This window comes from Peribacillus sp. FW305-BF15 (assembly GCF_058783805.1).
The window spans coordinates 94401-121102 of sequence record NZ_JBYSYV010000016.1; the positions used below are offsets into that span (position 1 = coordinate 94401).

Genomic DNA, 26702 nt, shown 5'->3' on the forward strand with positions numbered 1-26702 from the left:
TTCTAACCATATTATTTATGGCAAAGCCAGACATTTCCTCAGCAGGAAAATTGAAACCGCCCTCCGAAACTTTCAGTCCAGGGGATTGGTTTCTTGGAAGTATTCCTCCCAATCTTGATACAAACAAACCACCGATCGTGTTTGTTCAAGGGAAAAACGGCAGTTCAACCAGCTGGTATGGCGAAACGGATTATCATGGTGTCAATGATATGTATACCAAAGCGTATGAAGCTGGCTACCAAACGGTTTTTGTTCAGCTTCATGATTCAGCTGGAAATGGGTCAGTGAGCCAATATGCCAATGGAAGGCTTTTAGCTCAAATGCTTTCAGAAATCAGTAACCATTTCGGGGGCAAAAAAGTAAATATTATAGCGCACAGCAAAGGGGGCCCAGACACCCAAGCGGCTCTAGTCCACTATGGAGCACATCAATATGTTGGAAGGGTGATCACTTTAGCCTCCCCACATCATGGTTCTCACTTAGCTGATTTGGCTTATAGCTGGTATGCGGGCTGGCTTGGTTCCTTATTAGGTCAAAAAGATGAGGGAACTTATTCTTTACAAGTTGGTAAAATGGCTGAATTTCGTTCTGTCACGGATAACCATATCAACTCTCGTAAAAACTTGTATTTCACTGTGGCAGGTATGAACAGAGGCCCGGTACTATCAGCCTTATCAATGGGGGGACAATATTTATCATCATATGGGGAAAATGATGGACTAGTGAATGTATGGAGTACAAAAATACCCTATGCAACACATTTATTTACGGATCCCAACTTTGATCACGACAATATTCGAGTTGGCTCAGCTGTATTTTCAAGAATTGAACCCTATTTAAAAAGCACATCCACCGCTGGGATTCCTGCATATCATGTCAATTATAAAGAACGAGTTGAAGATGATGTCATTACAACAGCACTCGCTCAAACCGTTCTGGGTGATGTCCTGAAACAAAATGCCTGGGTCGAACAAAGCTTCCATGTAAATGAAGCTGCCCCAGGTAATATAAGCATATATACAGCCTCAAATGATGTCGAGGTTGAATTGATTTCTCCATCCAATAAAAAGTATTCACCTTCCTTAAAGGTTCATTCAGCCAAAAATGAAACTTCCTTTTTTAATGGTGCAACCATCCAATCATTCTACAGAAATAACCTTGAAATTGGTGACTGGAAAGTACGAATGAAGACTAAATCGCCAAAAGACGCCTTCCTGTTCACAGCACAATTTAACGAAAAGAATCCCATTACATTAAGTATGGCCGGTAAAGTTAAGCAAAAAGATGCAAAATTTTTAATAAAGAATCCAATGAATGATAAAAAAAGACCAATCAGTACAACATTTTTGGTTCATCTGATAGATGAAACCGGTAATGAAATTAGTGAAAAAAACTCAATTAAGGCAATGGATACTGAAAATTTTACTGGCACCCTTCCAGAAGTACCTAAGTCAGGTGTTTATAATGTAACAATAGATGTTAAGGAAAAAAATGGGGATGGTACTGAAAGAACCCGGACGCTGATTCGTTCGGTCTATATTGAGAAATAACGAAATGCCTTCTCTTAGTTGAGGAGGCATTATTTTGATGGTACGGGTAAATAGGGAGATGGTAATTCAGCCAATGGAAACAGCCAGGTCGTAATTACTTATTGAAGTATTAATTCAACGGGTCTCTGATGGATATGGTTGGAAGTTTGTTATCGGGGCAAAATAAATATATGTATTTTTTTCCCTGCACCTGCAAATGGTTGTCAACAAGTGCATATTCAACAGTGGAATGACTTGGTCGATCTAAACCTTATTAAAGTGGGGATTTTAAATCCTCTCTTTTTTATTTCAATGAGCTTTTTCCAAAGTATAATATTACGAGAAAGGCGATAGTAACTTTCATCCCTTATAAAGGATGTTTAAATTCGCATGAAACTAGATTCTATTAAAAAATATTTCAATATCTACTCTTCTATATGCATATTGAGAGAATTCTGGACATAAATTAAACAATCAAAAAAAGCGCGGGAAGCGCTTTTAGTGTATTTGCCTATATAAGCCTATTACTTTTCCAAGTATCGAAACATCTCGTAAAATAATTGGTTCCATATTTGAGTTCTCAGGCTGAAGCCTTATGTAATCCGGTTCCTTAAAGAATCGTTTTACAGTGGCTTCATCATCTTCCGTCATCGCCACGACGATATCTCCATTATTGGCACTGCTTTGTTGTTTCACGATGACATAATCTCCATCATGAATTCCTGCTTCTATCATACTTTCACCCATGATTTCCAGCATGAATACATGGTCATCATGTGGAACCATGCTTTCGGGAAGCGGAAAGTATTCTTCAATGTTCTCAATGGCCGTTATCGGCATGCCCGCTGTTACTTTTCCAAGTAACGGCACGTTCACGACATTGACTTTGGGAATATTGTTCGCTTCCTCCAAATTCATTATTTCAATGGCCCTTGGCTTGGTTGGGTCACGTCTAATAAGGCCTTTACTTTCCAGGCGGGATAAATGTCCGTGTACTGTTGAACTTGATGCAAGTCCCACTGCTTCGCCAATCTCCCGTACGGAAGGCGGATACCCTTTTTGGCGGACCTCTTCTTTAATGAAATCAAGAATATCTTGCTGCCTTTTTGATAGTTTTGTCATTTGTGCACCTCTTCCCCAATGTTCTTTGCTACATTATAGCATGGCCCCCATCTCTATACAAACATAAGTTCGAATTTGTTGTTGACTGAAACAAACGTTCGTATTATAATTTGATCATAACATACGAACGAACATTCGCTTTGGAGGGATTATTATGAAAAAATTATACAAAAATTATATTTATACGATTCTATTAGCGGGATCAGTATTCATCTTTTCAATTTTATTCTCTTGTACATTGAACAATGATCAAAAAAAGGATTTCCTTTCTATAGAAGTAGGCGAGGGTGACACCCTATGGGGAATTGCCGAAGAATATGAAGAATCAAATTTGACAAAAAAAGAATTCATTGGTTGGATAGAAGAGAATAATGGAGTCAGTGCGGATTCGATAAAGCCTGGACAAGTCATTGTCATACCGGTTAAAGGGGAAGAACTTGTCCAGAATTTGGCCAGTGAGCAGTAAGTAGTAAAGGTAGGGTATTATGAAGGCGGTAATCTATTGTAGGGTCAGCACCGAAAAAGAGTCACAGGAAACATCATTGGCAAGGCAGGAAGATGAATTAGTCAAATTGGCTGAAAAGATGGATGTGGAAGTTGTCTCCATTATAAAAGAACAGGCAAGTGGTTATGAGTTGAATCGGGATGGCATTTTTGACATGCTCGAACTATTTAAAACCAAAGAAGCTGAAGTGCTTTTAATCCAGGATGAAACAAGACTGGGAAGAGGGAATGCCAAAATAGCCCTTTTCCATGTCATCCTTAAAGAAGATGTGAAAATTTATACTCTCTCACACGATGGAGAGCTGGAGTTATCGGATTCGGATGCCATGGTCATTCAGATAGTGGGCATTGTAGAAGAATATCAAAGGAAACTACATAATCTTAAAATAAAGCGCGGAATGATGAGAGCCGTTGAAAAAGGGTACCGTCCTCAAAAAAATCTTCAGAATCAAAGGAATTCCACTGGAAGGGATCGTATGGAGATTCCTATTGAAGAAATTATTAAACTGCGTGCCAATGGGTTAACATTCTCGGAAATCGCAGCCACATTAAGGGGCTTTGGATACAATGTATCTAAGGCTACTGTGAACAGGCGTTTTCTCGAACATCAAATGAATACAAAGGAAAGTAAATCATAGAACTTGTAATTTCGCTTTTTTTTTAATACCATGACAATATCCGCAGATTATGAAGGAGCGAAATTATGTTATCAAAAGAAAAAATAGCCCGTATAAATGAACTTTCTAAAAAGGCAAAGGGTGAAGGCTTGACGGAAGTTGAAGCGAAAGAGCAAACCCAATTGAGAAGTGAGTATTTGGAAACATTCAGAAAATCCATGTCCGACACGTTGGAGCATGTGAAAGTCGTGGATCCAGAGGGTAATGACGTCACTCCTCAAAAGATAAAAAATATAAAAGAAAAACGAAATTTACATTAATGCTTGGATTCTTCTGATGGAATATTCCATTTGAGGATTCTTTGGCATTTTGGAGTAAAAAGAGAGTGCATTCATGTATGTATTCTCCTATTTAGTTTAATCTAAATAGGTGACTTCTTATTCCTAGAAAATTGTAATATTGGGGCATTAAATAGTGATTTTAGTTGTGATATTATGCTTGTCACTATAATATAAAGAGGTACATTACAGGAAGGGATGTTTTTACAATATGTTAGATAAATTAGATGCACTTTCTATCAATACGATTCGTACATTATCAATTGATGCAATTGAAAAGGCTAATTCCGGCCATCCAGGTATGCCAATGGGGGCTGCGCCAATGGCGTATAAACTATGGACCGAATATATGAACCATAACCCGAAAAATCCAGATTGGTTTAATAGAGATCGCTTTGTTCTTTCAGCTGGACATGGTTCTATGCTGTTATACAGCCTTCTTCATTTATCAGGCTATGGCTTATCTATCGATGATTTGAAAAGCTTCCGTCAATGGGGCAGTAAAACTCCAGGACATCCTGAATTCGGACATACGGCTGGTGTGGATGCAACTACCGGGCCGCTTGGACAAGGTATCGCAATGGCAGTCGGAATGGCAATGGCAGAACGTCACTTGGCAGAAAGCTATAACCGCGATTCTTATAATGTGGTCGATCATTATACATATAGCATTTGTGGGGATGGAGATTTAATGGAAGGTGTTTCTGCAGAAGCCGCTTCATTAGCTGGACATCTACAACTGGGAAGACTTGTTGTTTTATATGATTCTAATGATATTTCCCTTGACGGCGACTTAAGTCAATCATTTAGTGAAAGCGTAGCAGACCGGTTCAAATCTTATGGATGGCAATATATCCGCGTTGAGGATGGCAATGATCTTCAGGAAATTGCTAAAGCGATTGAAGAAGCGAAAACCGACGAAGCACGCCCAACATTAATCGAAGTGAAAACGGTTATCGGTTACGGTTCACCAAATCGTTCAGGTAAATCTGCCGTTCACGGCGCTCCGCTTGGTGCAGATGAGCTTAAATTGACAAAAGAAGCATACAAATGGACATTCGAAAAGGACTTCCATGTACCTGAAGAAGTGTATTCACACTTCAATGAAGCTGTTGTTGATGCAGGAGCTCAAAAAGAAGAAGCTTGGAATGAATTATTTAAAAATTACAAAGAAGCACATCCTGAGTTAGCACAGCAATTAGAGCTTGCAATTAAAGGTGAACTGCCTGCTGAATGGGATCAGGAAATTCCAGTCTATGAAGAAGGTAAGACATTAGCTTCCCGTGCTTCAAGTGGGGAAGTACTGAATGCGATCGCCAAAAAGGTCCCTAGCTTCATTGGGGGTTCTGCGGATTTAGCCGGGTCTAATAATACTGCCATCAAAGGTGAGACAGATCTATTACCTGGTAATTACAGTGGCCGTAATATATGGTTCGGTGTACGTGAATTCGCTATGGGTGCGGCTTTAAATGGAATGGCACTTCATGGTGGCTTAAAAGTATATGGAGGAACATTCTTCGTATTCTCTGATTATCTACGTCCTGCCATAAGAATGGCAGCGCTGATGGGACTGCCTGTTAATTATGTGTTCACCCATGACAGCATTGCTGTAGGGGAAGACGGACCGACTCATGAGCCAATCGAACAATTAGCATCATTGCGTGCAATGCCTAACCTAGGGGTAATCCGTCCAGCTGATGGCAATGAAACGGCAGCAGCCTGGAAAGTGGCTATGGAGTCTACAAATAAACCAACTGCTCTTGTACTGACTCGTCAAGGATTGCCAACAATAAAAGGCACTTCCGAAACTGCGTATGAAGGTGTTTCAAAAGGTGCTTACATCATCTCTGCTTCTAAGAAAGAAGTAGCCGATGCATTACTTCTTGCGACTGGTTCCGAAGTGAACTTGGCTGTGAAAGCACAGGAAGCTTTAGCGAACGAAGGAATTGATGTTGCGGTAATCAGCATGCCATCATGGGACCGATTTGAAACTCAATCAAAAGAATATAAACAAAGCGTAATCAATCCGGCAGTGAAAAAACGTTTAGCTATCGAAGTGGCTTCACCGTTTGGCTGGGATCGTTATGCAGGTGATGAGGGTGAAATATTGGCCATCAATCATTTTGGAGCTTCTGCACCAGGCGGTAAAATCATGGAGGAATTCGGTTTCACTGTAGAAAATGTAGTTGCTCTTGTTAAAGAAATGCTTAAATAACAATAATGCGGAACTGACACCAACTAGATTGGTGTCAGTTTTTTTATCAAAAGAGTCCTATTATATATTGAATGTGCTTCTATACTAAAGGAAATCTTCCATTCGACAAAAAAAGAAGAAAATTTCTCCAGCAAACAACATATCTTTTTTGTTTGTCAATATATAATGAGAATAAATAAATTTCGTTTAAATGTGTCAGTTAAAGGGGAAAGTCATCAATAGTGGAAAATAGTGGACAGGGTGCTGGTGGTTAGATGTTTCGTACCAAAATAGGAAAGCTAGGAGGCATTGGCTGATGAGAACCTATCAAATTTATTTAATCGAAGATGAATTTGCCCATCATTATTATGGAAGAGAAAAGCTATTTTTCAATTTGTTTTTGGAATATATTCAAGCAAGGGGCAGACTAAAGAGTATTTTGCAAAAACAAATCGAATATGTCACCAAAAAAGTCCCGATTATCCAGTTGCAGTTAGCTATTGAACAACGTTTGCAAAAAAAGATGAATTATTGGACTCAAAATGGAAAATACTATTTAGAAAAAACAAACGGATCAAGTAAAGCCGTTTTAATCATTCAGAATGATTCCATTACTCTTGAAGCTGAAGGAGACTATGAAGCGGAAACGGCTTTCTTTGAAAGTATTCGAAAATATGAAGCGAGTTTTCTGGCCATTGATTTTGAACATGAAAAATACGGTTGGTTAAAACCGATAAAAGAAAGAAAATTTGTCTAAATGGGGGACTTTTCGGTAGCGGGTATTGTATAATAACCTTTGGTCTAGTACACTGATGTTAGACAACATGAAGGAGGAAATAGTATGTGGGTTTACATTCTAGTTGGCGTACTGGCATTGATTGCTGGAGTAGTGCTGGGATTTTTCATCGCTCGTAAATACATGATGGATTACTTAAAGAAAAATCCGCCAATTAACGAACAAATGTTGAAAATGATGATGATGCAAATGGGTATGAAACCATCCCAAAAGAAAATTAATCAAATGATGAGCGCCATGAATAAACAACAAACAAAATAAGATAGCATGAAACCTTGATATATCAATGTTCTTGGAAGATTGGATGCAAAATTTTATATAATATCGAAATGGATTTAGTCTAATCCTTCTACCGATTTTATATAAAATTTTGGTTTATCTTTCATTTTTGTTTCTTAAGCCACTTTTTCTGAATGAATGATTCAGAAAAGGTGGTTTTTGTTTTGGAATGGTAATGTAAGTCCTCCATCTATGTGAGGCTTTTTTATTTGGAAAGTAAATTCGCCAAAAAATTATACTTGTCCACACTTTCTATCAAAAGATGCATATATAGTATTAAGGAGGGTGGTTATAATGATAAATGATTTTGTGAAAAAATGTAAGGTGTGTTTTCCTATGTGTGAGCTTAAATTTGAACACAAATGTAAATTTAAAGACAATAAATGGGAATCAAAATTCAAATTGAAATCTAAATGTAAAAAATAATAAAACTTTTCTATTAATCTTTTTATTTAAGCGCTAAACCATTAATGAGTTAGTGATTATAAAAATTGATTAAAGTAATCATCCGAGTAATCGGGTGTTTTTTATTTGAATGTTTGTAAATAGAAAAACCATTCATGAAGAAAGAATGGATTCGTTGTCAATTTAGTGTATCTATAATTAAGGGATAAATATTACCACCAAGTCTTACTTTAAGGCTCATTAACTTGGGCAATATTAAAAGGGTAAAGTGGGGATTTCACTGCAATACTAAATTGATCAAATATAATGGAGGAAGCTGTTGAGGTTTTTGAGTTGACTTTATCAACTGTAAATATTAATATTACAGTAATCTCCTTGAGGAGGATACGTAAAGTGAATAGTGATTTTACAATAGCTGTGCATAGTTTGGTCTATTTAGCTTATCTACCAGATCATATGGCAAGCAGTGAGTCCATCGCAGAAAACGTTTGTACAAACTCGGCTAGGATTCGGAAAATGATGAGCAGCTTAAGAAAAAAAGGATTTGTTAAGACTAAAGAAGGTGTGGGCGGAGGCTATATTCTAGACTGTAACCCTGAAGAGGTAAGTTTGGCGGATATTTATATAGCGGTCTCACATGGAACCCTGAAACCAAAGTGGTGTACAGGCGATCCGGAGAAAAAATGTGTCATATCTTCAAATACCCAGGTAGTCATGGATCAAATATTTGATGAAGCTGAATTATATTTTGAAAAATATTTAGAAGATATAACTCTCAGCACATTTTTGGAAAAAATTAAACAATGTCCGTGATATTGATTTAGTTTTTTCTTTGCACAAAATGTATATTTTATTAATACAGTTAATAACTATAGTTTTAATATTAAATGAACATAAAAGGGGTGCTAAGGAAATGGTTGAAAACAATCTGTTCAAAAATGGGGATTGGGTACAGGGAAAATCAAGAGATGGGGAACTTATCCATGGTTTCGTTGAAAACGTAAGCGATAATCGAGAAATCGTTAAAGTGAATGTAGTTGAAAGTGACAATGAAAAAGCGGTTGGGAAATCGATTTGGATTCCGAGTAAATGGACTGAAAAACTGCCGGATCTAGAAGTCAGTAACGAAGCTCATCTTTTGGCCTTAATTGATTTGGCTTTACTTTCTAAAGATGAAACATGGTTTATGGAGTTATCCGGTAAATTGGAATCCATCAAAATCCACCCGAAAATAACTGCCCGGAAATCAGAGGTTCAAATCCCGGGAAATAGAATCGCAAAACTCGATTTTAAATAGTGTGAGTAAAGATCAGTAATATTTCGGATAATACAAGGAGGAAATGATCATGACAATAGAACATGTTACAGATGATAATTTTGCTAGTGAAATCAAGGAAGGCTTAGTATTGGTTGACTTTTGGGCCCCATGGTGCGGTCCGTGTAAAATGATTGCCCCAGTTCTTAATGAAATAGATGAGGAAATGGGTAATCAGGTTAAGATCGTTAAACTTAATGTGGATGAAAATTCAGATACGACGAGCGAATATGGAGTGATGGGAATTCCAGCTCTTATTCTATTCAAAGATGGAGAAAAGGTAGATCAAGCTATTGGCTTCCAGCCAAAAGAAGCCATTTCGGCATTAATCGCAAAGTATGCATGATTATAATCATAATACGCGGATGATATTTAATTAAGGACTTATACCAACCAACAGGGTGGGTAACTAAATGGAGGATTGCTAAATGAATTCTAAATATACACCATTATTTGAATCGTTCAATTTAGGAAAGAAATTAGAAGTGAAAAATCGATTGGTGATGGCACCTATGACAAATTTCTCTTCTAATCCTGACGGGACTGTAACCGACGCCGAAGTCAACTATTATGAACGTCGGTCAAGCGGGGTCGGCATGGTTATAACGGCATGTACTTACGTGACAGCTAATGGCAAAGGTTTTCACGGGGAATTTGGCGGAGATCAGGATGAATTGATACCTAGTCTAAGTCGTTTGGCATCAGCGATTAAAGCGAAAGGGGCAAAGGCAATTCTCCAAATCTTTCATGGCGGCCGAGAGGTTCCACCCGAATTGGTAAATGGTGATGTTGTCAGTGCAAGTAACATCCCATCGGAAGGTGAAGGGAAAGCAGTTCCACGTCCACTATCTGAAAAGGAAATAGCATCGATCATTCTCGACTTTGGTGAAACCACCAGACGTGCCATTGAAGCGGGATTTGACGGTGTCGAGATTCACGGTGCAAATGGTTACTTGCTACAGCAATTCTTTTCGCCGCATTCGAACCGTCGTGAAGACAAGTGGGGCGGTTCTCTTGAAAAGCGCCTGACTTTTCCATTAGCGGTTGTGGATGAAGTGAAAAAGGCGGTTGCCAACCATGCCAAGGATCCGTTCATCGTAGGTTACCGTTTTTCACCGGAAGAACCGGAAACACCAGGAATCACAATGGATGATACACTTGCATTAATTGATGGGCTTGTAACAAAGGATCTGGATTATCTTCATGTTTCATTAATGGATTTCTGGTCGAAAGCAAGACGGGGAACCGACGTTGACCGACCTCGGATAGAGATCATTAAAGAACGTATCGGAGATCAAGTTCCATTAATTGGTGTTGGTTCCATCTATACAGCAGATGATGCGATCAAAGCACTGCAATCGGGGGTTCCGTTAATTGCATTAGGGCGTGAAATCATAATTGATCCTGAATGGGTACAAAAAGTGGAACAAGGCAGAGAAGCTGAAATCGTGACCAAAATAAACAAAGAAAATCAGCAGCAGCTTGATATTCCAGACCCATTATGGCAAGCGATCATCCACTCTCCAGGATGGTTTCCGGGGATTGAATAAAAGTTCGTAAAAGTACTGTTTGGTTATATAACCCGGTTAAGAAACACATAAAAAAGTGTTCTTATCCGGGTTTTTATGTATGGAAAAGTCATTTATATGAATGAGAATCTAAATAGTGATTTTAAATTGAGTCCGAATGAATAACTGAGCATTCTATTTCTAAGCTGATTCGGAAATAAAACAGGGGAAAGTTTAGAGTTTTTATTGACTAGCAATTAAGCCTCGACCGGCAGATACATTCGGAAATTTTGGGCTTTCTTTACGGAACGCGTGGAAAAGGTAGGAAGGACGCTAGTTAACACCAGAAGAGCAACCATTAATTAATGGTTGCTCTTCTGGTGTTACCTTCTTTTTAACAGAATAGCTAATATTAAAGATATTTGCAGAGAAATGATAAGTAAAAGAGACAACATATAATCACTATCTAAAGATGCATCATAGCTAAAGATAAAAAATAAAATTACTGATATGACTAGAATGAAAATGAAATTAATAATAATTTGCCTCATGGTGCCCCCAATCTAACAACAGATCAATAAGACAGCGTTATGCATATGACCTTGTATCTGTAGTATTATTTGGTGTAATTGATAAACCGGCCGGATAAACTGACACAGAAGGCGTACCAGAAATTTTTTTATGACCATACGTTATTTTTATGTTTATTTTACCATTTTTTGATGTAGGAACATATACGTATTGTCCGATATAGCCTTTATGCTTGGTTTTACTAGTAGAAGCCCTTATATCATATGAACCAGCCACACCAGCACTTGGTTCCCAATTACTTGGAGAATACTTGATTGCATAATCAATCCAACGTCCATTTCCTTGTTGATCTTGAGAATATCTTTGCTGGTGTTGTTTTACTTTCCCTCCACTTGTTGGTAGATATAGTCCTGAACCTGAAGGGAAACCAATTGACATTTTATCCACTAAAGTAAATGAAGGTGTTTTTAGCCATTGAAAGTTACCATATATATAAAATTTATCTTCTTTTGAACGATCACTTTTTACTTTATATACAGTTCCCCCCATTTTTAAAGTTGTTGCAGCAATTGATGCAAAAGTGCTGATTTGCCCTGGTTTAGTAACTTCTGGATCATATATGAACATAAATTCCGATCCAGAATCTATAACTTTAGCCTCCTCTTCAATTAATCGTCTTGAAACTTCAACAGGCAAATCCTCGGATTCTTCTTGAGTATTACCGACTTCATTTACAAGATAATTCAACTCTTCTGGTGTCAGCCTTTCTTTGCTAACGCTTGTACCATTTTCCTCGGCAAATCCTGTTGCAGAAAGACTAAAAGAAAATAAAAATACTGTCACAAAAGATAAAAGCCTCATTTATTTTTCCCCCTTTTTCTTTTTATGATGGATTTTCCTTTTTTCAAGCTTTAAAAATATAAATCAAAAAAACATGAGGTTATGATCATTCTCGTTATTACTGTACTCTATTATTTTTGAAAATGAGTTTTAGTTTTTAGACATGATATTTCAAATTAGGAACTATTGTTTTCAATCCAAGATTTTTTTTTTTTTAGGAACATAAAGAATAGGATTCGATGGTACTCTATAATTTAATGGCATTATTCCAACTCCTTTGTGAAAATTACTGTACAAGAGTGATGCTTAGGTAGTTTGCATTTTAATATTGAAACCATCTAATTTAAATATGGGACAACCAGCTATACTCGAAGAAACTTTCACTCAGTTATAAGCTTTGATAACCACTAGAAAAATCTCTGAATAATGGGGAAAAAGTAAAAACACGGAGTGGTTATAGCCAACTCCGTGTTTTTCATAATATAGGGATTATAAAACCCAAGCTTCCTTAAAATAGAAAGGAATCAAGAGAGTATGGGCCAGCTCCGGTTAGCGCAACGCCAATCGCCACTGCAAGAATGGCAAGATTATATTCATAACCGTTTTGAGTTGCCCAGTAGCCATTTGCTCCATGGACTTTAACGATTGCAACGAGCATTGTAAGTGCAATTAATATACCTGCAAAGGGTGTAAGGAGACCTAAAGCAAATAACGCTCCGCCTATAAGTTCAGATAGACCGGCAAATAGGGCCATGGTAATTCCTGGCTTCATCCCAATTGAATCAAACCAGCCTCCTGTACCTTTCAAGCCGTGACCGCCAAACCACCCAAATAATTTTTGAGCTCCATGTCCAACAAACGATAACCCTATTACTAAGCGTATAACTAATAAACCAATACCAATCATTTATGATTCCTCCTAGAGTTTATTTTGAATTTAGATATCTTTAATTCGAGATTTATGTTTAAAAAAATACAGTGATATTATCTCGAGTTAATTTATCTTTAATTAAAGATAATATTTTTTGGCCGATTTGTCAAACACAATTTTTATCATTTAAATTGCTTTAGAAAAAGGAACGAGGATAGGTGAGGTTTCCAGATTGAATTTGAAAATAAATATATTTAGGTAGAAAAAACCATTCCTTTTATTTGTAAGGGATATCTCTTAAACGAATGCCTCCTGCTACATACATCTTACATATGAATTTCACACTGTTACTCGTGAATTTAGCTGATTTACTCATAAATTTAGCTGTTTCCCTCATGAATTTTGCGTTTATCGCAGATTTAGCTGTTGCCCTCGTAAATATTGCGTTTACTCGTGAATTTACACGATTTACTCGTAAATTCGCTCTATTTACTCGTGAGTTTAGCTGATTTACTCGTGAATTCCGCGCATTTACTCGTGATCATTATATATGGAAATCAATTGAGGCCGCCGACTTGGAAATACCAGTTAAGGAATTGATTAAGAACCGGCCGCCATTACTTAAGGTGTTTAGATAATCGAAAATACTAATATGTGGTGTGTAGGGTGCTGCAACGAGGATTAAATAACGTACACAACCGGGTGTCACATTGGGTTAGGAAGTGGTCCGGACGGTTCTTCCGTCTTTGCTGGATCTCCTGCTGTTCTAGTTGTGACAACCTATCCCCGACATCCCGATGCAAAATGATTCTTATGCATTATTTTAAATGGAAAAACAGGCAATGCCCATGGCGGTTGCCTGTTTTCTTATATTGCAAAGGTCATGCCTAAGTATCCTAATTGAGAAAGAAGGTAAAAAGGGGAGATTGACAGCAAAATAAATCATATAATAACTTATGTGGTTATCAATGGGAGATGTACTGGATTAAAAATTTGTACCGGTTTTATAAAAAAGTTCATTATATTTATTTAGTAACTGATCAAGTTGCTGGCTATATTCAACGGCAACATGAGAGTTTAAACCATCTTTAGCGACAATTTTGATAAGTTCATTTCTCTTTATTTCAATCTGTTCGAGAAATTCATTCTTTTTAGCCATTATATTTCCTTTCTGGCCCCAACATTTATTTCAAGGTACCCTTAATTTATGTGTTCGTTGTAAAATTTGTATGAATATAACAATTATATCGGCTTGGACTAATGAATTCAAATAAGTTAACTTAGCCTGTCGCCCATCCAGTTATAAGCTATTGGTTGTCATGAAATATTCACAGTTCCATAAATGTATTTTTTTATCTTATTTGTTACAATGTTTATAGGTTGACATACATAGGAGTGAGCTTATTTGAATGATATTAATATGTTTTTAGCTTTTGGGGCGGGATTCCTGAGTTTTATTTCGCCTTGCTGCTTACCGCTATATCCGGCCTTTTTATCTTATATCACTGGTATGAGTGTAGGTGAAATTAAATCCGAGAACGCCATGCTCCAAAGAAGAAGCATGCTGCATACTTTATTCTTCCTTCTTGGGTTTTCCCTGGTTTTTATTGCAATTGGTTTTAGCACTTCATACTTAGGTTCTTTTTTCTCGGATTACAAAGAATTAATTCGTCAGATTGGTGCTATCCTGATTATCATTTTTGGTTTATTCATTGTAGGAATCTTTCAGCCGAAATCTTTGATGAAAGACAGTCGTTTTGAATTCAAGAATCGACCTAGCGGATATATAGGTTCCATTCTTATCGGACTGGCCTTCGCCGCTGGATGGACTCCTTGTGCAGGTCCGCTGTTAGGTTCTGTCATTTCATTGGGTGCAACGAATCCAAGTGCTGCCATGAGCTATATGACTGCCTATATTTTAGGATTTGCCATCCCGTTCTTCATATTATCCTTCTTTGTCGGAAAGTTGAAATGGATCAAAAAGTACAGCCAATACATCATGAAGATTGGCGGATATTTAATGATTATAATGGGTGTGGTTTTATTTTTTGATTGGATGACCAAAATAATTGCAGTCCTGTCTAGACTATTCGGTGGCTTTACAGGTTTTTAGTCCATAATAAGTTAATTTTTCAATATTATTCTAATTGAGGCCAGCTATTAGGTCTTATGGTGCCATTTCGTTGATTTTGGGTATAAGATCAGTCACTAAGTGGTTGATGAAGGCGGGATTGGGCGGTAAGCATTGAATATTATATAGAAATTAAATCCTGATCTAAGAAATTAAGAAGGAACTTCAGGCAGCGATGTTCATAATGCAAAAATGGTTGACGAAGTCTATAGAAGCCGGGACCAAGGTTTTATCGACAAGCCTTTTGTCGAGGCGGGAATTGGAAGCATCATCAATAGCGGGCTTAATTAATAAACACCTCCTTGTTTATCTTAAATAGGTACTATATACTTTGTTTATAAATTGAAGTCATATATAATTTTTAATGGTACTTACCTATTATTAGTTAAAAGGGATGGTTAAGAGATGATATATATATCAACAGGTATAGCGATTGTGATGGCTATAGGTGTTTTCATATTACGGATGAAGGAAACGAAAAAACCAGTGAATGAAAAGAAAATCATTTTACCGCCGCTGTTTATGAGTACCGGTGCCTTGATGTTTATTTTCCCGATGTTCAGGGTCACTCGATACGAATTGTTGGAGGCTCTTGTTGCAGGAATGCTATTTTCCATCTTATTGATCAAAACATCTAAATTTGAAGTTAGAGATGAAAAAATTTATATTCTGCGCTCTAAAGCGTTCATATTCATATTGATTGGTCTCATGGTGATTCGACTGGTGGCAAAGCTGATGCTGGGAAGCACGATTGAAATCGGTGTATTGAGCGGAATGTTTTTCTTACTTGCTTTTGCGATGATCGTTCCGTGGAGAATTGCCATGCTTTACCAATATAAGAAAGTTAAAGCAGCCAGTTTCGGCGGAGGCAGTATGGTTTGATAAACAAAGGAATAATCTACAAAACCTGAGTCGTTATTCATGATGACTCGGGTTTTTCATTTGCATGGGAACTTCATTAGAAAAAAATCAATCCAAAAACCTAGTAATTTCATCCGAATTATATTATATTAGTATTATTATTATTTTACTTAAGGAGGAAACGGTACATGTTACAAATGATTTTGTTAGGGATTATTTGTGGTTTACTGCTGGGATTTGTGCTTCAAAGAGGCCGTTTCTGTGTTGTTGGTGCATATCGTGATTTGATTTTAGCTAAAGATGGACGGATGTTTTTGGCTACATTTGTTGTTATAGCGATACAAAGTATTGGTGTTTATGCATTGAATGATGCAGGGGTCATTCAGTTTGGAAATGATGGTTTTCCATGGCTGGGAACCATTGTGGGTGGCTTTATTTTTGGTATTGGTATGGTTCTGGCAGGAGGTTGCGCGACTGGAACATGGTATCGTGCCGGAGAGGGCATGATCGGAAGTTGGGTTGCCCTTTTTGGATATATGCTAGGGGCAGCAATGACGAAATATGGTGTATGGAAAGTGGCAGGGGATAATCTGTTATCTTATCGTACAAATGATACGTATATTCATGAAACGTTAAATGTTTCGCCTTGGGTTCTTGTTATTATTTTGACACTCTTGGTTGGCATATTGGTGATTCGTGAATTGAGAAAACCGAAACTTCCAATCTTTAAAATGAAACCGAAAAAAACCGGATTGGCCCACATCTTATTCGAGAAACGCTGGCATCCTTTTGTGACAGCATTATTGGTCGGCCTTATTGCAATCATGGCTTGGCCGCTGAGTGCAATGACAGGGAGGATGTTCGGACTTGGAATTACAGCGCCTTCCGCGAATATTTTAACTTTCCTTATCACCGGAGATGATGCGTTAATCGATTGGGGGACGTTTTTAGTAGTAGGCATTTTCCTAGGTTCTTTCATCGCTGCCAAAGGGAGCGGGGAATTCCGTTGGCGTTTGCCTGATATGAAAACGTTACGTAATAATGCAATTGGCGGTGTAACCATGGGATTCGGTGCAAGTGTTGCCGGGGGATGCACAATCGGAAATGGCCTGGTGAATTCGGCGTTATTTGCTTGGCAAGGTTGGATTGCGATTGTCTTTTTCTTACTGGGTACATGGGTAGCAACATATTTCACGATTATCCGCAAGCAAAAGCAGGCGGCCGCTGCATCCAAAGCGGCTTAAGATATAAGTCAAAAACTTTTTAATCAAGGAGTGGAAGATTAAATGGCAAAAGTATTAGAAACGACTGGAATGGTATGTCCATTCCCTTTAGTGGAAGCAAAAGAAGCAATCGCGGACATGGCAAAAGGTGAGGAATTGATCATTAATTTCGATTGCACACAAGCAACGGAGAGCATTCCGCGTTGGGCTGCTACAGAAGGTCATGAAATCACCGAGTTCGAGCAAATCGATGACGCTAAATGGCGTATAATCGTTAAAAAGGGAAAGTAAATTGATTTGAAGAAAACGTGCTCAGGTTTCCTGTGCACGTTTTTTCATTTTTTCAAGGTTGAATAATTGGCGCTGAAAGTTTCTAGTGATAATATGTCTTTAACCACTTTATTAAGGAGATGTTGATAATGGTTGACGAGGTCATTTTAAATGATGTTCCGCTGCAAGTTACGGATTTTCTTTTTGAAACTGTAAAGGATTCTGAAGGTAGGGAAATCAGAAAAGTCAGTTTCAATTTCAAGGTCACACATAGTGAATATCATGATATTACTACACTTCTTTATCAGATGGTTTTTGATTTGAAGATTCCACAGTCAAACGAGGAGTTTCGTGCAGAGATTTTTAACTATGCAACTTCGGTCACGAATCTATATGAAGAAAATGCGGTAGGGGATTTTTCGCTCGTCTTGCTGGAAGTGAACGGTCAAGAATGATTGCATTGCCAGTCTTGTAAAGATATGGGTTACTGTCTATAATAATAGTGACGATCATTCTATACATATGAGGTGGTACTTTGCTTAGCGGATGGTTTTTATGGTTCATTCTATTTTGGGTAGCCCTTTTAATTATATTGATGAGCATAGGTGGCTTTTTCATGTTTCGAAAGTTCCTGAAAAGATTTCCAAAAGAAGATGGGAAATCCGATATGGATTGGGAAGAATACTATTTGGATCAAACAAAGCACTTATGGTCAAAGCAGCAAAAGGAATTACTGGAAGATTTAGTGAGTCCTGTGCCAGAACTTTTTCGTGATGTTGCACGTCATAAGATTGCGGGAAAAATCGGGGAGTTGGCGCTAAAGGAAAAAGCGGGCGATATTACGGAAGATTTAGTGATACGCGGCTATATCATTGCCACACCAAAGCGGGACCATAAATTTTTGCAAAAAAAATTAGCTGAAAGAAAGGTGAATATGGGTCCATATGAACATTTATTCAGCTAATGATGAAAAAAGCAGACTCATTTGGAGTCTGCTTCAGTTTGTAGGCAAAAGGGGTTCAGAATAAAAAATTTCGAACCCCTTTTAAAATTCCCTTTGAAATTTTGACCAAAGGTTAAGAGATTTGGGCTCTTCGAGCCACTAGGTTATGCTATTTTAGGTTGCCATGTCCACATGGCCATCTTCTTTAAATTAATGGCAGTAAAAGTAACCATCGCTTTCATCGACAATTTTTTAATTCCCCTTAAAGTAGTCCAACGCATACCTTGCTTTTCTTTTGCATCCCCGAATACACACATAATCGTCGTATGGAACGAATAGCGAAGGTATATTGAATGAATGTCAGTTTAACTAAAATAACTGGATCAATTACTTCGGCGTCCTACCTCTGAATACATATCTTTCACCAAGTCATAAATGAAAGTGAAGTCAATGGAAGCCTCCATTTTACGAACCAAATGGTTCGGCGGCACCAGTTGATTAAAAGTAATCATTTCACGTTATTCTCGTTGAATAGAATGATGTTTCGAAAGCATCCTCATCACCTCAAGTTTTAATAGATTTATTTTAAAACAAAAAAGACTGTAGGCAAAAGGAGTTCTATCCAAATTTTTAAACATAGTTGATTGGAGCGGGTGTGCGAGACTCCTGCGGGAATAGCGAGTGCCTACGTTCCAATCAACGTCAAAATTTGTACAAGCAAAAAAAATGTAGACAAACCCGATTTTCATTGAGTTTGTCTACATTCAGAAGCAGACTCATTTGGAGTCTGCTTTTTTCATTTTGAATCATGCAAAAGAATGGAGCTGTGTGGTAAAAATTAGAACGTTTGTACCCAAACCATGCTATTCGTTAAATTTTTGATATAATAATAGTAAGTAAAATTTAGGACGGAGTGAAACTATGAAATTTATCCATACGGCTGATTGGCATTTAGGTAAAATCGTTCACGGGGTACATATGACAGATGACCAAAGGCATGCGCTCTTGCAATTCATAGAAATTGTCGAAGAGGAAAAACCGGATGCGGTTGTGATTGCCGGTGATTTATATGATCGTTCCGTTCCGCCGACTGAAGCGGTGGAGCTTCTTGATGAAATCCTTTATACGATTAATGTGAAAATGAATACTCCGATCGTTGCGATATCGGGAAACCATGATTCTGCGGAAAGACTCGCATTCGGTTCATCATGGTATCGTCATAGCCAGTTATACATTCATGGGAAATTGACAAAAACATGTGAGCCGGTTCGCATCAAGGGCGTGAACTTTTATTGTGTTCCTTATGCAGAACCTGGGACGGTCCGCCATCTTTTTGAAGATGATAGTATTCATTCCCATCAAGAGGCAATGAAGCGGATAACCGGAACGATAGCCGAGAATTTCAATAGTGATGAGCCGAATGTCTTTGTAGGACATGCTTTTGTATTAGGCGGAAAAACGAGCGATTCGGAAAGGGTCTTGTCGGTAGGTGGTTCTGGCTGTGTCTCATCCGACTTATTCGATGCGTTCGATTATACGGCACTTGGGCATTTGCATAGTCCAGACGCGATACGTCATCCTAAGGTGTTTTACTCTGGATCACTATTAAAATATTCTTTTTCCGAGTCCAAGCAGAATAAGTCGCTTTCCATCGTCGATATGCAAGAAGATGGAAGCTTTGATATTCGCTATCGTTCTTTGGCACCCAAGTTCGATATGAGGGAAATATCCGGGGTTATGGAAGAGTTGCTTGATCCCGCTTTCTATCAATCGCAAAAAAGGGATGACTATTTGAAAATAACACTAAATGATGAGGGTGCACTCATCGATCCTATTAACCGCTTGCGTCAGATTTATCCGAACGTACTTCATCTGGAGCGAAAATGGGATTTGACCGACCTTAGGAGGAAAAATTCCTTCACTTCTGTAAAAGATGAACGGAAATCAGAATTGGACCTGTTTGAAACGTTTTATCAAGAAATGACAGATAGGGACTTTGATTCACAAAAGCAGGATTTGATGGTTTCGGTAATTGAAGCTGTTAAGAAAGAGGAGGCTTTGAAATGAGACCGGATATTTTAACGATGCAGGCATTCGGACCATATGCAGGAAGGGAAACCATTGACTTTAATTCCCTTGGGGAACGGACCATGTTTGTCATCTCTGGAAAGACAGGCGCAGGGAAAACAACGATATTTGATGGGATTAGTTTTGCTATATATGGAAAAGCCAGCGGTGAAGATCGGAGCGGGCAAGATTTACGAAGTCAGTTTGCCGAAGATGATCTGTTGACTGAAGTATCATTACAATTTATCCTGCGTGGAAAAACGTATTTGGTGACCCGGTCGCCACAGCAGGAACGGAAGAAAAAAGCAGGTGAAGGAACAACTACGGTTGGAGCAAAGGCTGAATTATATGAGGTATTGCCTGAAGGAAAAAAATTGCTGGGTGCGAATGTAAGGGAAGTTGAAGAAAAAATAAAAGTACTCATTGGACTTGATGCGAACCAATTCCGGCAAATCCTGATGATTCCACAAAATGAATTCCGAAAACTGTTAACTTCCGACAGCAAGGATAAAGAACAGATTCTCCAGAAATTATTTCATACTGAACTTTATAAACGAATAGAAGAAAAATTAAAAGAAGAGGCTTCCATCCTAAGAAAGCAAAGCGAAAAAAGTGCTCAGCGGCGAATTGAATTGATGAAAGGCATCCATCCTGGAAATCATGAAGAGCTGCAGGCGCAATTGCAAGGGGAAGAGCCTAATGAACAGCAGGTTTTACCGTTGTTACAGGAAGTCATTTTGCAAGCAACAGAAAAAAATGAATATATAAATAACCAAATACAGGAAAAGCAAAAAGCTCGTGATCAAGTAAATCAAGAGCTTTCAAAAGCTGTCGATTTATTAAATCGATTTTCTGAAAAAGAAACACTGCGAAAAGAAAAGGAAAACCTTGAAGCAAAGCTGCCAGAAATGGAACAAGTGAAAGTCCAAATGAAAATGGCACACAAAGCGGCTTCACTTGAAAAGCAGGAACAATACTATTTGCGAATTGGCAAACAAGTGCAAGATGCGAATGCCGAACTTCAAAAGTTAAGCGAGCAGTCCGAGAAGTTACGAACTGAGCGCATTGAGAAGCAGGATTGCTATGATAAGGAAATGTTGAAGGAAAATGAAAGAGAGCGAGCAGTCCGAGCTGTTCATCAGCTTGAGCAGGTAAAAGAGGCTGTCATGACTTTTGCAAGCTTAAAAGCACAGGTTACCTTAGATGAAAAAGAGTGGCAAACTTGTAAACGACTTCGTGAAAAAACTGTTTCGGAACATTTGTCGGTCGAAGCGGAAGCTGAGAAAGTCGCTCAAGAAAAAACAGAAGCGGAAAAAGCGGCTGTTCTTTATCGTGATCAGGAAATTGAAGCAGAAAGAAATCATTCAGCTTTATCGAAAATTAAAAAGCTTCAAGAAGTTCTTTATGAAATCCAGAATACGAAACGAGTGCTGGATGAAAAGAATAATCGGTTCCAGGAGTTACAAAGAATACAAATTCAGGAGAAGGAAAAACTGGAAACCCTGAACAGAAACTGGCGATCAGGCCAAGCGGGTATGCTTGCTTCCATGCTGCACACTGGAGAAAATTGTCCTGTGTGCGGTTCACAAAGTCATCCAAAACCAGCACAGATGCATGAGCATATGCCGACGGATTTGGAGCTGAAAGAGCAAGAAAACAAGCTGAAAACGGCGGAACAACAAAAAAGCCAAGCTGAAAGTGAATATTATCAAGCGAAATCCAAATATGACGCACTGTTAGAGTCTTCACAAGAGAAGCTAAGTGACTTACAAAATGACATGCCGGAGTTTAGGAATGAAGATATTAATGAGCATTTGCTGCAGTTTGTACAAAAAGGAAAAGTGCTGCAAGAACAGCTAAAAGAATTGATGCGGAAAAAGTCAGTATTAAATGATCTGGAAAAAAGGTTGCTGGATTTAAAAGAGAAAGCATCCGAGCTAAAGGAAAATCTGATCTCTTTAGAGAGAAAAGAGGACCAAGGGAAAACCAGGTATATTGAAAACTCTACAAAACTAACAGGATTAACCGATTCCCTGCCAGACGGAATACGGACAGAGGAAGAATATAATGCAGCTTATCTAATGGCTGTAAATACAAAGAAACGCTTACAATCGGCCTTGGAAGATGCACAAAAAAACCTTCAACTGGTGAAGGAAAGAGAATCGGCCATCAGTGCGAAAAAAGAATCCCTAAGTGGAAATATCGAGGCTTTAAATACAGAATTGAAAGAGGAGCGGGAAAAGTTAATTGCGGATATGACCAATCAAGGTTTTTCCAATTATAAAGAATATACGGCAGCAAAAATATCGGAAGCAGCTCTTGGAAATTTGGAGGACCAAGTTCAGCAGTATAATCAAAATTGGCAAAGTGTTTTAAGTCTGTTTCATGATTTGGAAATGAAATTAAAAGATGTGACCAAACCGGATCTTGAAGGATTGAAAAAGACCTTCGATTTCATAGATGAAGAATTGGAGTCGTTACGCCAAAAACAGAATGAGTTGCAGGCTGAAAAACGGACTAACGAAGAAATCCAAAGGAAATTGGCGCAAATTAGGGAAGAACAGAAAAGTTTGGATGAAAGGTACAGTATCGTCGGTCATCTGTCTGAGATTTCCAAAGGTCAAAACTCCTTTAAAATAACTTTTGAACGTTATGTACTGGCAGCCTTTTTAGATGATATCTTAAAAGAAGCCAATTCAAGGCTGCTGAAAATGACAAGCGGAAGATATCAGTTATTGCGAAAGCTTGATCCTACACGAAGGAATATCCAGAGCGGTCTGGAGTTATCTGTGTATGATCAATATACAGGACAAGAGAGGCATGTCAAAACCCTTTCGGGAGGAGAGAGCTTTAAGGCTTCCCTTGCACTTGCCTTGGGTCTTGCGGATGTTGTCCAGCAGAATGCTGGCGGAATTTCACTTGAAACGATGTTCATCGATGAAGGTTTCGGTACGCTCGACCCTGAATCTCTTGATCATGCAATTGAAGCATTAATGGATATACAAAGCACCGGGAGATTGGTCGGGATAATATCCCATGTCCCGGAATTGAAAGAAAGAATCGATGCCCAGCTTCAAGTCATTTCGACACAAAAAGGAAGTCGGACGTCCTTTTATTTTGCTGGTTAATCAAGAAAAAAGAATGGCTAAGGGGAGGTTCCCCTTAGCCATTCTTTTTATTTTTAATGAACAGACTACTCAATGTTAATATCTTCAGCTGTTTTTCCGGGGGAAAACTTATGGATGCGAATCACCAATATCGGATTCGAGAATTCAGCGGTAATTCTGCGTGAGCAAATCGAAAAGGGGAAAGGGATTTTTCTCTGTGTGGGCAGCTTATTTTCTTTTTTTTCAAGAAATGGCTTATGAGTATCATCAACGATGATCGATAGCTCATTATCACTTAGGCATACTTTAATATCTTTCACATCATGATCTTCCAAAACCGCTTCCACCATATACTCATCGTCACTTTCGTATATATCAATTGAAAAAAGTTGATGATCCAACGCACAAGTTTCCGGATCCAGAAAAAAACTTTTTACCCATTCATCAAACTTTTCAACCTCAGTCATTTGCGATCCATGTTGATTGTCTTGCATGTTGATACCCCCGGTTTTCCTTTGAGGTATTATATGATGGAGCATGAAGAATGGTGATTGGAAAAGTGAAATTGAAGATAATAAAAGATTCCGGGAAATTGGTTCTAAAAATGTAAAAGGCAACCAATACAAAGGGACGATGTGTATGCGGGTATTAAAAAGCAGAACAATATCTTAATTTGTATACAGGCTTTTATTATTTATAGATAGTTCGGTGATAAATTAAGACAAGGGAATATGATTCCTTTTTTACATTGCAGATAATTGATAAACCTTCACCACCGACCGCTTTAAATATTCAGAATTTTATAATTTTTATATTGATACTTAGAAATTTGCATGCTATAATTTAAAACATAAATGGTATATACCATTTATGTTTTTTCTACTTAATGGTATATACCATTCAAAAGTTTACTTAATCCATTACAAATTATAAGGGAGAGTGCTAAATGCTAAAGTTTAATCACCAGAACTATTTAAAAGTAACAAATGGAGCAGTTTTATTAAGAGAAGGAATAGAGAAGAAGATGGATGAAGTTTCAAAAAAAGAATTTAAGAATCTTTTCCTTATTGGATCCGGTGGTTCAATTGCTATTATGTATCCATTTGAATATATATGGAATTCCACATCAACTATTCCTGCCTATGCCGAAATTGCTTCTGAGTTTATGTTACAAAGCCATAAACAATTTAATGAAAACTCAGTTGTTATTCTCTCTTCTCTATCAGGCACGACAGAGGAAACTGTTGAAGCAGCAAAATATTGTAAGGAAAGAGGAGCCACTACGATTGGTTTAGTAGGAGAAATGGGAACGCCATTGGCCAACATCGTAGACTATCCAATCGCTAACTATGCGGAAAATGATTATGCTGCAGATTCAATAAACCTTCAAATGTATATGGTTATCTTTAGGCTTATGCATAATAATGGGGAATTCACGAAGTACGAACAATTTGTATCAGAGTTAGAAAAAATGCCTGAAAATTTAATTTCAGTAAAAGAACAGGCGGAAGAAAAGGCTAAAGAATTCGCAACTAAATATAAAGATGAAGATTACCATATGTTAATTGGATCGGGAACAGCTTGGGGACGAACCTATGCATATAGTATGTGCGTATTGGAAGAGATGCAATGGATTCGTACAAAATCCGTCCACGCAGCAGAATTCTTCCACGGAACGATTGAGTTGGTTGAAAGAGACACTAGTATCATTTTGTTAAAAGGGGAAGATGCAACTAGACCTTTAGCAGATAGAGTCGAGCGATTTGCTGAGAAATATACTGATAAGCTTACGATTTTTGATACAAAAGATTATGTGCTTGAAGGAATTAGTCCAGAATTCCGCCAATATTTCCCTCCGCTAGTTTTAGGAAGTTTACTACAACGAGTAAGCGTTCACCTTGAAGATAAACGGAATCATTCATTAGATAAGAGAAGGTATTATCGTACTGTAGCATATTAAGAAATAGTTAAACTTGAGGAGGATACAGGTAGTAATCATTCTCCTCAAGTAAGGCTTCTAAGCCACATGTTGTAGTGATTAACAAGCAAGTTAATTACTACATACGTCAATACTTTTCTGGGAATTTGAGATTTTAAGCGTATGAATAGATGTGTCTGATGAAAGAAAGTTTTTGGAAAAGTATTGATGGTAAAATAATTTTCCTTTTAACATCATTTCATTAGACCTGGATCATAATTAAGTTAGAGATAATGGGAAGTCAACAGAAGGTTCTCCGTGAGAGAGTTGAAAGGATGTTTTAATGTGGCTCGTAAGTATCAAATTACTTATGAACTATCAGGAATTACATTAGGTTGTTTCCTATTTGCATTTGGAACCAATTGCCTGCTAACTCCTTCCAGTTTATTAGCAGGAGGACTAGGCGGCGTTTGTGCAATTTTTTATCATCTATTTGAATGGCCAATGGGAATACAATATTTTGTTTATAATATCCCATTACTGTTTTTAGGCTATATTCATGTTGGTAAAAAATTTATAATTTATACTCTATTTTCGGTCATAGTATCCTCTCTTTTTTTAGACTGGATTCCAGTCCGCTTAATATGGACTAAAGATATATTATTGTGTTGTATTTACGGAGCGATTATTTCGGGGAGTGGAGCAGCCATTATTCTTCGTCTGGGAGGGTCAGTGGGAGGGCTAGATATACTTTCCCGTGTTATAGCGAAATACACGAATTTTTCTATAGGGAAATCTGGATTAATTTTTAGCGCTACCATTGTAACGATCTCCGCTCTGATTTTCGATATTCAGTTAGCTATGTATACAATCCTATCGTTTTTCGTGGGGACTAAAACATATGATGCCATTCTAAATATCGCAGAGAAAAATGTGATAATTATTGTTACAAACGAGGGGGAAGAACTAGCTTCATTGTTGACAGCAAAGTTAAACAGAGAAGTGAATTCATGGAAGGACATAAGTGTATACAGTGAAAAGAAAAAAACGGTATTGCTATGTTTGATTATTGAATTGGAGTGGATGGAAGTAACACATGCAGTAAAGAGTATTGATCCAGGAGCTGTTATTTTATCATTACCAACCAAGAAAACGTTTGGGAAGTTTAAGCTGAAGTGGTAGGCTAGATAAAATTTCATTTGGTATATACCATTTTGTTTTTTCTGTGGTATGATAGGCCTATCTTTGTTATTTCTTGAATTTTCAATATTATCTAACAATATTGATTTCAGGTCATATGAAGTCAAAATGTAGGAAAATCTTTAATATAGGG

The 26702-nt window shown here is 37.8% G+C and carries 27 protein-coding genes and 1 pseudogene; 21 read left to right on the forward strand and 7 right to left on the reverse strand.

The genetic code is table 11. From position 1 onward, the window contains the following. Positions 1–17: 17 nt before the first annotated feature. Positions 18–1550, forward strand: coding sequence for an esterase/lipase family protein (locus AC3WLU_RS17680; protein ID WP_283930850.1), 1533 nt, complete (start codon positions 18–20; stop codon positions 1548–1550). A 477-nt stretch (positions 1551–2027) separates the two neighbouring features. Here the strand turns inward: AC3WLU_RS17680 and lexA are convergent, their stop codons facing one another. Continuing rightward, a complete protein-coding gene (lexA, locus tag AC3WLU_RS17685) occupies positions 2028–2651 on the reverse strand; it encodes a transcriptional repressor LexA (RefSeq protein ID WP_034312948.1) in 624 nt (207 codons plus the stop codon). A 154-nt stretch (positions 2652–2805) separates the two neighbouring features. On the opposite strand from lexA, the gene yneA reads away from it, so the two are divergent. The 10 genes from yneA (at position 2806) to AC3WLU_RS17735 (ending at position 10649) form a co-directional block, all read left to right on the forward strand. After that, positions 2806–3117: a cell division suppressor protein YneA gene (gene yneA, locus AC3WLU_RS17690; RefSeq protein ID WP_082854661.1), complete on the forward strand. Its 312-nt coding sequence runs from the start codon at positions 2806–2808 to the stop codon at positions 3115–3117. A gap of 19 nt (positions 3118–3136) precedes the next feature. Next, positions 3137–3793, forward strand: coding sequence for a YneB family resolvase-like protein (locus tag AC3WLU_RS17695; protein WP_034312943.1), 657 nt, complete (start codon positions 3137–3139; stop codon positions 3791–3793). A gap of 65 nt (positions 3794–3858) precedes the next feature. Beyond that, positions 3859–4092: a DUF896 domain-containing protein gene (locus AC3WLU_RS17700; RefSeq protein ID WP_034312941.1), complete on the forward strand. Its 234-nt coding sequence runs from the start codon at positions 3859–3861 to the stop codon at positions 4090–4092. Positions 4093–4321: 229 nt separating this feature from the next. After that, positions 4322–6325 carry a transketolase gene (tkt, locus tag AC3WLU_RS17705; protein ID WP_057276125.1) on the forward strand — a complete coding sequence of 668 codons (2004 nt, stop codon included), beginning with the start codon at positions 4322–4324 and terminating at the stop codon, positions 6323–6325. Positions 6326–6620: 295 nt separating this feature from the next. Further along, positions 6621–7061 (forward strand): sporulation inhibitor of replication protein SirA, encoded by a 441-nt coding sequence (gene sirA / locus AC3WLU_RS17710; RefSeq protein ID WP_034312935.1) that lies wholly within the window; start codon positions 6621–6623, stop codon positions 7059–7061. Between the two features lie 84 nt (positions 7062–7145). Next, positions 7146–7361, forward strand: a complete 216-nt coding sequence (locus AC3WLU_RS17715) for a YneF family protein (RefSeq protein ID WP_034312934.1) — start codon at positions 7146–7148, stop codon at positions 7359–7361. An 816-nt stretch (positions 7362–8177) separates the two neighbouring features. After that, positions 8178–8597, forward strand: coding sequence for an RrF2 family transcriptional regulator (locus AC3WLU_RS17720; RefSeq protein WP_034312932.1), 420 nt, complete (start codon positions 8178–8180; stop codon positions 8595–8597). Positions 8598–8697: 100 nt separating this feature from the next. Next, positions 8698–9081, forward strand: coding sequence for an IDEAL domain-containing protein (locus tag AC3WLU_RS17725; RefSeq protein WP_057276124.1), 384 nt, complete (start codon positions 8698–8700; stop codon positions 9079–9081). A gap of 49 nt (positions 9082–9130) precedes the next feature. Continuing rightward, entirely contained in the window at positions 9131–9445 is a 315-nt protein-coding gene (gene trxA / locus AC3WLU_RS17730) for a thioredoxin (RefSeq protein WP_034312928.1), read from the forward strand. An 82-nt stretch (positions 9446–9527) separates the two neighbouring features. Further along, positions 9528–10649: an NADH-dependent flavin oxidoreductase gene (locus AC3WLU_RS17735; protein ID WP_106027899.1), complete on the forward strand. Its 1122-nt coding sequence runs from the start codon at positions 9528–9530 to the stop codon at positions 10647–10649. 546 nt (positions 10650–11195) lie between these two features. Here AC3WLU_RS17735 and AC3WLU_RS17740 read toward each other — a convergent pair. From AC3WLU_RS17740 to AC3WLU_RS17750, 3 genes are all read right to left on the reverse strand, one after another. Beyond that, positions 11196–11999: a hypothetical protein gene (locus tag AC3WLU_RS17740; protein WP_492597655.1), complete on the reverse strand. Its 804-nt coding sequence runs from the start codon at positions 11997–11999 to the stop codon at positions 11196–11198. Positions 12000–12486: 487 nt separating this feature from the next. Further along, a complete protein-coding gene (locus AC3WLU_RS17745; protein WP_095679715.1) occupies positions 12487–12885 on the reverse strand; it encodes a DoxX family protein in 399 nt (132 codons plus the stop codon). Between the two features lie 949 nt (positions 12886–13834). After that, positions 13835–14008 carry an aspartyl-phosphate phosphatase Spo0E family protein gene (locus AC3WLU_RS17750; protein ID WP_072272814.1) on the reverse strand — a complete coding sequence of 58 codons (174 nt, stop codon included), beginning with the start codon at positions 14006–14008 and terminating at the stop codon, positions 13835–13837. A 246-nt stretch (positions 14009–14254) separates the two neighbouring features. Between AC3WLU_RS17750 and AC3WLU_RS17755 the strand changes: the two genes are divergently transcribed. The 6 genes from AC3WLU_RS17755 (at position 14255) to AC3WLU_RS17780 (ending at position 18298) form a co-directional block, all read left to right on the forward strand. Further along, positions 14255–14962 (forward strand): cytochrome c biogenesis protein CcdA, encoded by a 708-nt coding sequence (locus AC3WLU_RS17755; protein WP_492597656.1) that lies wholly within the window; start codon positions 14255–14257, stop codon positions 14960–14962. Between the two features lie 423 nt (positions 14963–15385). Beyond that, positions 15386–15862, forward strand: coding sequence for a CcdC family protein (locus tag AC3WLU_RS17760; RefSeq protein WP_034312912.1), 477 nt, complete (start codon positions 15386–15388; stop codon positions 15860–15862). Positions 15863–16029: 167 nt separating this feature from the next. Then, positions 16030–17085 (forward strand): YeeE/YedE thiosulfate transporter family protein, encoded by a 1056-nt coding sequence (locus tag AC3WLU_RS17765; RefSeq protein WP_492597657.1) that lies wholly within the window; start codon positions 16030–16032, stop codon positions 17083–17085. A gap of 42 nt (positions 17086–17127) precedes the next feature. Then, a complete protein-coding gene (locus AC3WLU_RS17770) occupies positions 17128–17355 on the forward strand; it encodes a sulfurtransferase TusA family protein (protein ID WP_034312908.1) in 228 nt (75 codons plus the stop codon). A 128-nt stretch (positions 17356–17483) separates the two neighbouring features. Further along, a complete protein-coding gene (locus tag AC3WLU_RS17775; protein ID WP_492597658.1) occupies positions 17484–17789 on the forward strand; it encodes a DUF3219 family protein in 306 nt (101 codons plus the stop codon). Positions 17790–17869: 80 nt separating this feature from the next. Continuing rightward, positions 17870–18298: a DUF2621 domain-containing protein gene (locus AC3WLU_RS17780; protein ID WP_034312903.1), complete on the forward strand. Its 429-nt coding sequence runs from the start codon at positions 17870–17872 to the stop codon at positions 18296–18298. Between the two features lie 143 nt (positions 18299–18441). On the opposite strand, the gene AC3WLU_RS17785 is transcribed toward AC3WLU_RS17780, so the two are convergent. After that, the gene (locus AC3WLU_RS17785) at positions 18442–18594 is read right to left on the reverse strand and encodes a transposase (RefSeq protein WP_492597659.1); all 153 of its coding nucleotides are present in this window, start codon (positions 18592–18594) and stop codon (positions 18442–18444) included. A gap of 2 nt (positions 18595–18596) precedes the next feature. After that, positions 18597–18789: pseudogene (locus tag AC3WLU_RS17790) on the reverse strand (transposase); the annotation flags it as partial. 409 nt (positions 18790–19198) lie between these two features. Between AC3WLU_RS17790 and AC3WLU_RS17795 the strand changes: the two are divergent. Both AC3WLU_RS17795 and AC3WLU_RS17800 read left to right on the forward strand, forming a co-directional pair. Then, complete coding sequence (locus AC3WLU_RS17795) at positions 19199–20344, forward strand: exonuclease SbcCD subunit D (protein WP_063576645.1); 1146 nt, start codon at positions 19199–19201, stop codon at positions 20342–20344. Next, positions 20341–23472, forward strand: a complete 3132-nt coding sequence (locus tag AC3WLU_RS17800) for an SbcC/MukB-like Walker B domain-containing protein (protein WP_492597660.1) — start codon at positions 20341–20343, stop codon at positions 23470–23472. Before AC3WLU_RS17795 ends, AC3WLU_RS17800 begins: the two co-directional genes overlap by 4 nt. A gap of 65 nt (positions 23473–23537) precedes the next feature. Here AC3WLU_RS17800 and AC3WLU_RS17805 read toward each other — a convergent pair whose 3' ends face one another. Continuing rightward, complete coding sequence (locus AC3WLU_RS17805; protein WP_323603278.1) at positions 23538–23945, reverse strand: Hsp20/alpha crystallin family protein; 408 nt, start codon at positions 23943–23945, stop codon at positions 23538–23540. Between the two features lie 452 nt (positions 23946–24397). Between AC3WLU_RS17805 and AC3WLU_RS17810 the strand changes: the two genes are divergently transcribed. Continuing rightward, positions 24398–25411 (forward strand): SIS domain-containing protein, encoded by a 1014-nt coding sequence (locus AC3WLU_RS17810; RefSeq protein WP_492597661.1) that lies wholly within the window; start codon positions 24398–24400, stop codon positions 25409–25411. 303 nt (positions 25412–25714) lie between these two features. Next, a complete protein-coding gene (locus AC3WLU_RS17815; RefSeq protein ID WP_413002534.1) occupies positions 25715–26551 on the forward strand; it encodes a YitT family protein in 837 nt (278 codons plus the stop codon). The last annotated feature ends 151 nt before the right edge of the window (positions 26552–26702 follow it).